Consider the following 12,563-nt stretch of genomic DNA (forward strand, 5'->3'; position numbering starts at 1 on the left):
GGACACAACTCAAACAACCCCAGATCGAATAGCTATGCAAGATTAGATTAGATTAGATTACATCCGCGGGATCGCATTAATAGAGATGAAGGAGTGAGTAGAATGGCACAGCAAACCGTGCAAGTGCTGAACAACTATATTGACGGGCAGTGGGTTGAGGCGGCTGCGGAGAAGACAGAAACGGTATACAATCCAGCGTCTGGTGAGGAGATGGCAAGGGTTCCGCTGTCCAGCAGAGTCGATGTTGATCGGGCAGTGGCGGCGGCAAAGGCGGCTTTTGCAAGCTGGTCCAAGACACCGGTGCCGCGCAGAGCGCGGATCTTGTTCAAATATCAGCAGCTGCTGGTGGACCATTGGGATGAACTGGCGAAGACGATCACGCTGGAGAATGGAAAAAGCTTCAAAGAGGCCTACGGAGAGGTACAGCGCGGCATTGAGTGTGTGGAATTTGCGGCAGGTGCGCCGACGCTGATGATGGGCCGGCAGCTGCCCGACATCGCGACAGGCATCGAGTCTGGAATGTATCGCTATCCCATCGGTGTAGTCGGCGGGATTACACCGTTTAATTTTCCGATGATGGTGCCTTGCTGGATGTTCCCGTTGGCCATCGCCTGTGGGAATACCTTTGTGCTGAAGCCCTCCGAACGCACACCGCTGCTGGCAGCGCGTTTGGTCGAATTGCTAGAGGAAGCCGGGCTTCCGAAAGGTGTGCTCAATCTGGTTAACGGTGCACATGAGGTGGTAAACGGCCTGCTGGAGCATCCTGATGTGAAGGCGATTTCCTTCGTTGGCTCACAGCCGGTGGCCGAATATGTCTACAAGAAGGGAACGGCGTGTTTGAAGCGGGTTCAGGCGTTGGCAGGGGCGAAAAATCATTCTATTGTGTTGGCAGACGCGAACCTTGAGGCTTCAGCAACACAGATTGTCAACGCAGCCTTCGGCTCTGCGGGAGAGCGCTGTATGGCTTGCTCCGTGGTAACGGTGCAGGAAGAGGTTGCTGATGAGCTGATCTCCATCCTCCTGCGTGAATGTGAGCAGATGACCATCGGCAATGGTTTGGACGACGACACGTTTCTTGGGCCGGTTATCCGCCAAAGTCATAAAGACAAAACGGTCGCTTATATTGAACAAGGCATGGCCGAGGGCGCTAAGTTGCTAAGAGACGGCCGGGCGGATGCTGCGGTGCAGGGACAGGGTTATTTTATCGGCCCAACGTTGTTTGATAGAGTGACCCGGGAAATGAAAATCTGGCAGGAGGAAATTTTCGCGCCTGTCCTGGCAGTGATCCGTGTCAAGGATGTAGAAGAGGCGATTGAAATTGCCAATACCTCTCGTTTTGCCAACGGGGCTTGTATTTTTACGAATGACGGCGGGAAAGTGCGCTATTTCCGGGAAAATATCGAGTCAGGCATGTTGGGTGTCAATGTCGGAGTGCCAGCCCCGATGGCCTTTTTCCCTTTCTCCGGCTGGAAGGATTCCTTCTATGGCGATCTGCATGCGAATGGAAGCGACGGGGTTGAATTTTATACACGCAAAAAAGTCGTCACTGCCCGCTGGCAGTAACAAAAACGGCGAAAGGGAGGTTTCACGTGGATACGATTAGATTAACGACGGCGCAGGCGCTGGTGAAATTTCTGAACCAGCAATATGTGAACTTTGGCAATGGACCGGAGCGTTTTGTACACGGTATATTCACCGTTTTCGGCCATGGCAATGTACTTGGACTGGGGCAGGCACTTCAGGAAGCGCCGGGTGAGATGACGGTCTATCAGGGGAGGAATGAGCAAGGAATGGTGCATGCGGCGACTGCCTTTACCAAGCAGAGCCGCAGACGGCGAATCATGGCCTGCACCGCTTCGGTAGGACCGGGTTCAGCTAATATGCTGACAGCCGCTGCCACTGCGACGGCGAATCAGATTCCCGTGCTGCTGCTCCCCGGCGATACCTTTGCCACCCGTCAACCGGATCCGGTACTTCAGCAAATGGAGCATACCTACAATCTGTCGATAACGGTCAACGATGCCTTCAAAGCGGTGAGCAAATATTGGGACCGGATTTATCGGCCAGAGCAGCTGATGACAGCATTGCTGAACGCGATGCGTGTGCTGACTGATCAGGCAGATACCGGGGCAGTCACGATTGCGCTGCCGCAGGATGTGCAAGGGGAGGCCTGGGACTATCCACTTGAGTTCTTCCGCAAGCGCATCCATCGGATCGTTTCCCGTACTCCGCATCCGGATGAGCTTGCTGCAGCAGCTGATCTTATTGCTAGCAAACAGCGACCTCTGCTGGTCTGTGGGGGTGGAGTCCGATATGCGGATGCAGGGACGGAATTACGTGCGTTTGCGGAGAAGTTCGCCATCCCATTCGGTGAGACACAAGCCGGAAAAAGTGCCGTGGCAAGCGACTGTGCCTACAATCTCGGTGGCATAGGAGTTACCGGGAATGGCTGTGCTAATACGTTGGCCGCAGAAGCGGATCTGGTGATCGGTGTGGGTACCCGGTTTACGGACTTCACGACAGGTTCGAAGAGTTTGTTCGCCCATCCCGAGGTGGAGTTCCTGACAATTAACGCTTCCCTTTACCATGCCTCCAAGCTGGATGCACTGGCTGTGGTCTGTGATGCTGCCGAAGGTCTTATTGCGCTGTCTGCTACGTTGGAGGAGCGCGGTTACCGCACCGCTTATACAGATGAAATTGTAGTGGCAAAAAAGGCATGGGAAGTGGAAAGAAAGCGTCTATCTGACGTGGAGTATACGGTGAATCAGGAGGCAGATCGTCCAGATCGTTCTTCAGTTTCCTTCGTGCCGGAAGTTGCCGGACATCTTGACGAGAAGCTATCTGAATATGCGACGAAGTTGAACACTTCGCTGGCGCAAACACAGGTACTCGGGATCCTCAATGAATATCTTCCGAAAGACGCCATTGTGATAGGGGCCGCAGGCAGCTTACCGGGCGACATGCAGCGGATGTGGAATTCCACTGTGCCGGATACTTACCATATGGAATATGGCTTTTCGTGTATGGGGTATGAAATCTCCGGTGCACTCGGTGTGAAATTGGCGGAGCCGGACCGGGAGGTATATGCATTGGTGGGCGATGGCAGCTATCAAATGCTGCATTCGGAACTAGTGACGAGCCTTCAGGAGAACAAGAAGATCAACGTCATTCTGCTGGATAACATGGGGTTCGGCTGCATCAACAACCTGCAGATGGAGCAAGGACTGGATAGCATGGCGACTGAATTCCGCTACCGGGGCCCGGAAGGTCAGCTGAGCGGCGAACTGATAAGCATAGATTATGCAGCAAGTGCCGCGGGATATGGAGTGAAGACCTTCCGTGCGTCAACGGCTGAGCAGCTGCGTGACGCTTTGAGGGAGGCTCTGCTGCAGGATCGTTCCACCCTAATTGACATTAAGGTGCTGCCCAAGACAATGACACATGGTTACGGAGCCTGGTGGAATGTTGGTGTTCCAGAAGTGTCCGGCAGTGAAGCCGTTCGGGCTGCCTACGAGCAGAAGCTTGAACAGCTTGGAAAGGCCCGCAGTTATTAGTATTAGTAATACTGTGAAACGGAAGGGGTAGAATCGAGGATGTTCAAAGAACATGCGGTCAAGCTGGCGATTGCTCCTATCGCTTGGACTAATGATGATATGCCTGAACTGGGAAAAGACAATACCTTTGAACAGTGCATTAGCGAAATGGCGCTTGCCGGGTTTCAGGGAAGCGAGGTGGGCAACAAGTATCCACGCTCTCCGGAACGGCTGCGCCGGGCACTTGAGCTTCGTGGACTTGAGATTGCCAGCGCTTGGTTCAGCGCGTATCTGACTATGCGGCCATATGAGGAGACAGTGGAGGCTTTTTGCGCGCATCGTGATTTTTTATATGAGATGGGTGCGAAGGTGATTGTCGTCTCAGAGCAAGGACGGAGTATTCAGGGACAAATGGATACGCCGCTGTTTGCTAATAAACCTGTATTCACAGAAGCGGAGTGGGCCGCACTTGCCGATGGACTGGGTGGGCTTGGCCGGCTGGCTGCTGAAAAAGGTATGGCGCTTGTATACCATCATCATATGGGGACAGGGGTGCAGACTGGGGCCGAAATTGCTAAGCTAATGGAGCTCACGGAACCGGAAGAGGTGTCTCTGCTGTTCGATACCGGGCATCTAGCCTTTGCGGGTGAGAATCCCTTAGAGGTACTGCGCATCCATTTACCTCGGATTAAACATGTCCATTTGAAGGATATACGTCCGGAGGTTGTTCAGCGTGTGCTGCGGGATCAGCTCAGTTTTCTCCAGGCTGTAAAAACGGGCGCATTCACCGTACCTGGCGATGGATGTATATCCTTTGCGGAGATTTTCAGCGAATTGGCAAGTTACTCTTATACGGGATGGTTTGTAGTGGAAGCGGAGCAGGATCCGGCACTTGCCGATCCTCTGGAATATGCGATCAAGGCGCGCCGTTATATCAGAGATCTGAGTGGTTTATAGGCCGAGGAGGGCTACCACTTGGTGCTTGGCGGCTGCTCGGACAGATTTATATGCGGGGGTTCACGGCTATGGCTGTGCGCACCTCGCCTTTTTAATGAGCAGGTATAAAATACGAATGGCTTCGTTGGTCGGGTTCATGTTGTATGTGTTATAATGGCAGCAAATTAGGCGGAAGAGTTTCCATTTCCATGATGGTGCAGCCAAATATCTATGAACTACTCGTGCATTAACGGCTGAACCGTGGCCGGGTATCCTAACGGTTGTACAGAGGGGGTTATCTATTGTTCCGTTCCTGGTATCGCCGATTGCTGCTGTCCTACTTTCCTATTTTTTTGCTTACTGTGACGATACTGATTTTTGCCTCTTTTGTATTTATTAATGATATTTCACGAATGGAAACTAAAAAAGCGGACCGTATCACCGCCAGTTATCTTATGGATAATGTGGACCGAACGATCAAGGAAGCTGAACTGTCAGTGCTGGAGGCTGCTGAACGCAGCGATGCTTATAAACGTTATTTTAACAATCAAGGCCAGATTGATATGGCGACCGTCTACGCTGTTGCCCAGAATCTACGCAACCTGACGCGTGAATCGCCCTATATTCAGTCCATCTATCTTTATGACAAGAGAAATGAAAGCGTTTTAACAGAAACTGGATTAAAGGACCTTTCAGGATTTGTAGACGAGGATTGGATTGGCCGCATCACCTCCGGCTCTTTATCGGAAGGCTGGCAGCCTGTTAGGGAATACAAAGATGAATTTCAGCGTACGTCTATACGTGTGCTTACCATAAATAAAGGTATGCCGCTGCCCTTCGGCTCGGAGGGAGTGCTCGTAATCAATCTCAAAATGAGCGGAATGGAACAGATCGTCGACGGTATGGTCAACGAACAGTTGTCCTTTCTGACCATATTTGGCGCAGATGGACAGGTGGTCTATCAGGCGCATTCGGACAGTGAAGGTGCCAAGAATGGGAAGCAGTTGAACACTTTATATATGGAAAGGCTTGGCTGGACGTTTACCAGCGGGATCAAAACGGGTAGTCTATTCAGCTGGGTGTCAGTGATTTCTTACCTTTGGGTAGCTATTGCCTTAGGTACGGTTGTGTGCGCGATTTTTTACCTGATCTATGTTACGCGGCGGAACTATAAGCCAATTCAGGTGATTATGAACCGGATTGAAGGTCATCAAATTCGCAAGCTGGACCAATCCAACGACAGACCGGACGAAATGATGCTTATTGACGGGGTGCTGGAAGATCTAATCAACCATATGACGGATTATGATAAGAAAAGCAGAGAGAATTTGCTGTTACAGCGCAGCAAGCTTTTCAACGATCTCTTGCAAAGCGAGCGGTTGGACAATGTCGTCCAGCGGATGGAAGAGCTGTCGCCGCTCTCCGGAGCTCATTCCACATCCCGCTTTATGGTTGTGCTAAGCGAAATCAACCGCTACGACAAGGTTTTTCAAGATCGTTATACAAGGGGCGATCAGAACACGCTTAAATTTGCCCTGATGAATGTCTTTCAAGAATTGGCGCGGAGTGCGGAATTGCAAGCTTGGGCGGAGTGGATTGGGACTGACCGGGCGGCAATTCTCTTCCTGACCACAGGAAGTGATGAAGAGATGGCAGAGAAAATCCGTGTGTTCGCTGAGGACTGCCGCACCTGGGTGGAGCAGAACTTACGCCTCTCCTTAAGCTTCGCTATCGGGCCAGTGGCGGCTGGGCCAGGGGAGATCCGGGATTCCTATGCGGCAGCGGAGAATGTGATGCAGCACAAGCTTTTAATGCACGAAGACATCGCTTTAACGGAATTTGGAGAAACGCGCCAGCCGCTTCTTGAGACATTCAAGTATCTACAAATGATTGCCGAGTTTGTTAAGCAGTTCCGGATGTCGAGCGGCCAATGGCGGGAACTGCTGGAAGGTGTTTTTGATGGTTTTAAACAGGATTATTTACAAGATGATGATATTCGCTCTCTAATTCAGGCCATGTTACAGATGCTGAGCCGGGAAGTGGCTGTCATGTCTGAGCAGCTGCAGGATGAGCTGTCAGCAGAAAATGCGGAGAAGCAGCTGAAGCGGCTGGAAGAGGCAGAATCCATAGATGAAATGAAGGGGATTTTGTTTGAGTATTTGACTGATTTATTCCGCACTTATGTTTCTGTCAGTGAAACTAAAAGCTACCGGGCGATGGTAACCGAGATGAAGAATTATATTGAAGAGAATTTTACAAATCCCGATCTTTCCCTAAAGCATTTGAGCGACCGGTTTCAGGTATCCGGCAAATATGCCAGCTATCTATTTAAAACAGAATTTAAAATGAAATTTGTTGATTTTCTTACAGAGCTACGCATGAAGGAAGCCGAAAAGCTTTTAGTGGAAACGGAATGTTCGCTGCAGGATATCGCACTTCAGGTGGGGTATGCGAATGCAATTACATTCGGCAGGGTATTCAAACGAGTATTAGGAATCACGCCGGGTGACTACCGTTCTTTAAAGCGCGGGCGCGGGACCTCCAGACTATAGCTGCCGACTTTATTAATCCAATAGCACGTGAACAATAGTTTTTATAACCGCATCTGTGCACGCCAACCTCTATGATGAGGGCGCGAACACCGATGCGGTCTTTATTTTCACACTTTTGAAAGCGGTTTATTCTACGAAAATGGTTGTATGGATAAACCGGAAGTCCGATTTTGCTGGGATATGAGCATCCGAAAGAGGTTTATTGTCAGACTGCCGGAATTCATGAAATACTGTGGGCATCCAGAACAACAAGCGACCCAGTAGCACGGCAGTAAAAAGCATCACGTGATATGGATTCCGCTGGGGATGGATAGAGTTAAGGCTAGGGGATCATAAATACACCATTAAAGCCTGCAAGGGCGAAGGGGATGGAAAAATGACAGTGAACGTACATCAAGGAGTTCTGAAGAAAGCAATCGGGATCGGATTAACCGCAATAATGGGCGTTTCTCTGCTAGCAGGCTGTTCCAATGATTCTAAAAACAACACAGCATCCGAGGGTGCCCCAGCCGGCGAAAGTGCCAAGCGCGTTACATTAAAGGTGGAAGTGTTTGACCGCGGCAACAGCCCAGCCCCTCATACCATTACCAATAACTACTTAACTAAACTAGTGCAGGAAAAGTTCGGAGATCCGAATAACATTGATGTAGAATTTGTACCTATCCAGCGTTCTGAGGAAGTTACCAAGCTGAATGTTTTGATGGCGAGCAATACGGATGTGCCCGATATCGTATTTACGTATGATTCCAGTGTGTTTTATCGGTATGCCCAGCAAGGTGGCTTGACTGATGTCGGAGAAATTCTCGACGAATATGGCCCGAATCTGAAAAAGTTTATTGGCGAGGATACGCTGGCGTTCGGCCAGCTTGAAGGCCAGCAGTATGCGATCCCTGGTAAACGGGCGATCACAGGCCGTTATAGCTCCTACATCCGTCAGGATTGGTTAGATAAATTAGGATTGCCTGTGCCAACGACGACCGATGAGCTGTACACTACTTTGAAAGCGTTTAAAGAAAAGGATCCGGGCAATCTCGGCAGCAAAAACATCCCGATGGGCATGGCACTGGCACCAGCCCAATTCGAGACGTTGATTTTCTCTTTCATGAAGCCGATCAGCGGCGATCTGACCTACAGCCAACGTTATGAGCTGCCGCTGCATGAGGGCTTTAAGGATGCCCTGCAATTTCTTAATAAGCTCTACAATGAAGGGATGATCAGTAAGGACTTCAGTCTGGACGAGGATAAAACACAGTTGGCCAAGGATATCCAGAACGGCAATGTAGGCTACTGGTCGGAGGATGTGGATGTCTTATTCTATGCCGATGGTACCCTGGATAATCTCTACAAAAATGTAGAGGGAAGCAAGGTGCTGCCGGTAGACGTCTTAACCAACGCCAACGTTGATAACAAGCACATTAAATCCCGGTATGCCTCCAACGGCATGTACATCATGATTCCGAAGAGTAGTAAACGCGCCGTGGAAGCCGTTAAGTATCTTGATTGGATGGCTTCGGATAATAATCTGATTGATATCCAAAATGGCGTTGAAGGTGAAAACTACGACCTGGTAGACGGTATTCCAGTGGCCAAAACAGATGTTTCCCAGGAGTTCGCCGATCGTCTATTTAATGCTGGCGACATGGCCATTATCTCCAACGGCAAAAACATCGGTGATCAGGCCACTAATGAAAAAGCATGGGCGCTGGGCTTTCCGGAACGTAACCGGGAGATGCTGACTCAATCTATCGCTATCGCCAACGCTGACACGGTGGGGCCGCTCGTCTTCGGCAAGCCGATAGAAGCGGAATCGCAATATGGCACAACGCTCAAAGATAAGCTCAACGTAATTATTGTAAAGACGGCAATGGCCAAACCAGAGCAGTTTGAAGCGGTTTACGAGCAGGAAATGAAAGATTACATGACTTTGGGCGGAACCAAGCTGAAAGAGGAACTGGAGAAGTCGTTTAAGGAACTTTCGGCTCAATAAACAAATATATAGTGAAAACCGGGGGGAGATGGTGCTGCGCTCCACCCGGTTTTTCTCCTTAGGAGGAAAACGACTTGAGCAAAGCGACATACTTTAGACGGTATTGGCAATTGTACGCGCTGCTTTCGCTGCCTATTATTTATTTCCTGATCTTCCGCTATGGTCCGATGTATGGTGTGCAGATTGCTTTTAAGGATTTCAATTTGTTTCAGGGGATTGGAGGCAGCGAGTGGATTGGCTTTGATGCGTTCCGCGAGGTTTTTGGAATGAGAGAGTTCTACACCACCTTGCGCAATACCTTTATGCTGAATTTTCTGGATTTACTTGTCTCTTTTCCGGCTCCGATTATCCTGGCGATTATGCTGTTCGAAATTCGTTCGGTGTGGTTCAAGAAAATATCGCAGACGATTTTGTATATCCCCCACTTTATTTCCTGGGTGATCATCGGGGGGATCGTATATCAATTGTTCGGCAACCAGTCCGGTATGGTGAACGGTGTGCTGGAGAGCTTAGGCCTTACTCCCATCCCGTTTCTGACTGAAAAAAATCCGTGGCTGATCACTTATTTATTCACAGGCGTCTGGCAAAGTGCCGGTTGGGGGACTATCCTTTATCTGGCGGCGTTAACCGGTGTCAACCGAGAGCTGTTTGAAGCTGCTGAAGTGGATGGAGCGACAAGGCTGAAGAAAATCCGCTACATTACGCTTCCTAGCATAAAACCAACCATCGTGACGCTGCTTATCCTCAATCTGGGAAAGATGGTCAGCATCGGCTTTGACCGCCCTTACATTATCGGTAACACTGCTGTGCGTGAGTATTCTGATGTGCTCAGTACCTTTGTGTACCGGGTGGGTCTAGAATCCGGACAATATACGTTGGCTACTGTAGTCGGATTGTTCCAGGCCGTGGTGGGACTGGTGTTTATTTTTGGCTCCAACTATATTTCGAAAAAAGTGACCGGAGACGGTATTTTATGATAAAGAAAGAAGGAGGCGGAGTGCTATGAGTGAACGTACCTCAAACCGGATATTCGATATCGTCAATATAACGTTTGTTGCCTTGTTCGTTTTGTTCTGCTTGGCTCCGTTTTTGCATGTGATTGCCGTGTCGCTTAGTTCCAACCGGGCAATTACTTCTGGAGAAGTAACGATTTTCCCCATTGAATTGAACTGGAATGCATACATTAATGTTTTTTCCAATAATGCGATGATCCGCTCTCTTGTCTTTACGGTTATTCTGACGTTTGCCACAACGGTGCTGTGTATGCTTTTCACTGTCGCAGCAGCTTATCCGCTGACCAAAAGAAAATTGAAGGGCCGTAAATTTTTTATGTATCTGATCGTTATCACTATGTTTTTCAGCGGCGGTATTATTCCTGAATATTTGTTGATCCGTGATTTGCATTTGATTAATTCGGTCTGGTCGCTTATCCTGCCAGGTCTGGTCAGCCCCTTTAACCTGATTATCCTGATCTCCTTTTTCAATAACATCCCTGCCAGCCTGGAGGAATCGGCCGAAATCGATGGCAGTTCCCATCTTCGTACCCTGATGAGTATTATATTGCCGCTATCCATGCCGGTTATGGCCACATTGGCGCTTTTCTACGCAGTGGGAAGGTGGAACGGCTTTCAGGATTCTTTGATGTATATCAATAATCCGGATTTGTATCCGCTCCAGCTCAAGCTGTTCCAGATGGTGCAGAACAACATGGTATCCGAACTGACACAAATGGAAGGTGCCAACCGGACCCCACTGACACCAGAGAGCCTAAAAGCGGCCACCGTTATCTTTGCAACAGTACCGATCCTTGCCGTATATCCATGGCTGCAGAAATATTTTGTCAGCGGTGTAATGCTTGGTGCCGTAAAAGGTTGAACCGTAAGCTGTAACAAGGGAGGAGAACATAATTATGGAGGACAAAGGCATATTTTCGTTCTCAACTTGCTGGAACATTAAGCGTCATTCCATCGGCAGTGAAATGCTGCGGGAAATCCGCGATCTGGGCTTTCAGCGAGTGGAGCTGAACTATAATGTGACTAAGGAAATGCTGGAAACGATCGAGCCGATGCTTGAGCGGGGGGAGATGGGGATCTCCAGTGTCCACAACACCTTCCCGCATGTGCAGGACTCCGATTATGGCACAGATTCCGTGCTGCTAGGTTTTGAGGATGAGGAGAAGCGGCAGCGGGCGATTGAGCTGCTGATTGGCTCGGCTAAGTACGCTCAGCGTTACGGAGGAGAGGCTGTTGTTGTGCATCCCGGTGAGGTACCCTTTCCAAATGATATCAGCAAAGAGCTGGAGCAGATTTATAACGGAGAGGGTAGAGATTCTAACGCTTATCGCAGCAAATGGGCGGAACTGATGGAGCGGCGGGAAGCCTATAGCGCCGGCTATGTGCAGAAAATTATTGAAAGCCTAGATGAAGTATGTAACCGGGCAGTTTCTGAGGGGCTAAACGTACGCTTTGGTATCGAAACACGTTCCAAACCGCAGCAGATTCCGACGCTTGCGGAAGCCAAAACGATTATTAAGGCGCTAAAAGGAGCGCCTGTGGGCATATGGTATGACACCGGGCATGCCATTATGATGGACCGTTTGGGTTTGTACGACAGTGTGGGGGAAATGGAAGGTCTGATGGATGATATTGTAGGTGTTCACATTCATGAGACCATCGGTCTGTCTGATCACTGGTGCCCTTATGTAAACAGCGGGAATATGGAATTCTATGATGCTTATCTGCCGATGATTGAACGGGCGCGGGTCAAGGTGTATGAGCTGAAGGCAGCTTGCCAGCCGGAAGAAATTGCTGAAAGTCATCGGCTGCTTATGGCCAAGTTGGCGCGTAGAGGGCAGGTCTGATGTTGAACGATGAAGACCGTAGGTTAGCTATGAAGTATGCTCCGCGCTTATTATTCGATCAGAACGAGCCATTTTTTCCGGTAGGTCTCGGTATAACGGTGTTGCGGCAGGAGGAAGAGTCTCCTTCCTTCCGGCGCCGTCTAGCTGTGAACCATCCGGATGTGTTGGCCGTTGTAGAATACGCGATTTATTACGATTATGATATTCAGCATTTATATGATCTGGAGCATGTGTGGGTTTATATCGGTAGAGACGGGGAAGTGGTGGATGCCGAAGCGAGCTTTCACGGGAAATTCCTTAAAGCGCTGCTGCGCGGGGGCAGCAATCTAAGCGGGACACGGGTAGATCTATATGTCCAACCCGGCAAGCATGCTCTTGCCCCGTTCCCTGAAGTCTTTGAGCTGTTACCGGGATTCGCATCCAGTACACAGGATGGAGCAGGTGCGGAGGGTCTGATTTATGGCGACTTTTTTCACGGCATTCTGGCGTCCGATGGAGAAACTGACCGTCTTGTCCACCGTTATCTGCAAACCTGCCGGTTCACGCCTTCCCTGTCCTATTCGTGCTGGGAATATGCGGACCGGGAGGAATTGTTCGTTTCTTGGAATCAACTGTTCACGGAAATTCCTGAACGTATCCGACAAGAGCTGGCGCGGCTTCAGCTCCTGTTACCACCCAGACATTGAGCAGATTGT

9 protein-coding genes are annotated in these 12,563 nt (G+C 49.8%); all 9 read left to right on the plus strand.

Features of this window, described 5'->3' with window-relative positions; all coding sequences use genetic code 11:
* Positions 1-102: 102 nt before the first annotated feature.
* Entirely contained in the window at positions 103-1,563 is a 1,461-nt protein-coding gene (locus MHH46_RS01950) for a CoA-acylating methylmalonate-semialdehyde dehydrogenase (protein ID WP_076124665.1), read from the plus strand.
* Positions 1,564-1,589: 26 nt separating this feature from the next.
* Positions 1,590-3,554 carry a 3D-(3,5/4)-trihydroxycyclohexane-1,2-dione acylhydrolase (decyclizing) gene (iolD, locus tag MHH46_RS01955; protein WP_076124664.1) on the plus strand — a complete coding sequence of 655 codons (1,965 nt, stop codon included), beginning with the start codon at positions 1,590-1,592 and terminating at the stop codon, positions 3,552-3,554.
* Positions 3,555-3,593: 39 nt separating this feature from the next.
* Positions 3,594-4,490 carry a myo-inosose-2 dehydratase gene (gene iolE / locus MHH46_RS01960; protein ID WP_076192694.1) on the plus strand — a complete coding sequence of 299 codons (897 nt, stop codon included), beginning with the start codon at positions 3,594-3,596 and terminating at the stop codon, positions 4,488-4,490.
* A 281-nt stretch (positions 4,491-4,771) separates the two neighbouring features.
* Positions 4,772-7,021 (plus strand): helix-turn-helix domain-containing protein, encoded by a 2,250-nt coding sequence (locus MHH46_RS01965; RefSeq protein ID WP_076192696.1) that lies wholly within the window; start codon positions 4,772-4,774, stop codon positions 7,019-7,021.
* Positions 7,022-7,397: 376 nt separating this feature from the next.
* Positions 7,398-9,008, plus strand: coding sequence for an extracellular solute-binding protein (locus MHH46_RS01970; protein WP_076124659.1), 1,611 nt, complete (start codon positions 7,398-7,400; stop codon positions 9,006-9,008).
* Positions 9,009-9,082: 74 nt separating this feature from the next.
* Positions 9,083-9,985 carry a sugar ABC transporter permease gene (locus tag MHH46_RS01975; RefSeq protein ID WP_038568353.1) on the plus strand — a complete coding sequence of 301 codons (903 nt, stop codon included), beginning with the start codon at positions 9,083-9,085 and terminating at the stop codon, positions 9,983-9,985.
* Positions 9,986-10,010: 25 nt separating this feature from the next.
* Positions 10,011-10,883 (plus strand): carbohydrate ABC transporter permease, encoded by an 873-nt coding sequence (locus MHH46_RS01980; RefSeq protein ID WP_038568356.1) that lies wholly within the window; start codon positions 10,011-10,013, stop codon positions 10,881-10,883.
* Positions 10,884-10,917: 34 nt separating this feature from the next.
* The gene (locus tag MHH46_RS01985; protein WP_076124657.1) at positions 10,918-11,868 is read left to right on the plus strand and encodes a sugar phosphate isomerase/epimerase; all 951 of its coding nucleotides are present in this window, start codon (positions 10,918-10,920) and stop codon (positions 11,866-11,868) included.
* Positions 11,868-12,554: a hypothetical protein gene (locus MHH46_RS01990; protein WP_076192698.1), complete on the plus strand. Its 687-nt coding sequence runs from the start codon at positions 11,868-11,870 to the stop codon at positions 12,552-12,554. Before MHH46_RS01985 ends, MHH46_RS01990 begins: the two co-directional genes overlap by 1 nt.
* Positions 12,555-12,563 lie beyond the last annotated feature (9 nt).

It is taken from the genome of Paenibacillus sp. FSL H8-0175 (assembly GCF_045040615.1).
GTDB lineage: Bacteria > Bacillota > Bacilli > Paenibacillales > Paenibacillaceae > Paenibacillus_AQ > Paenibacillus_AQ odorifer.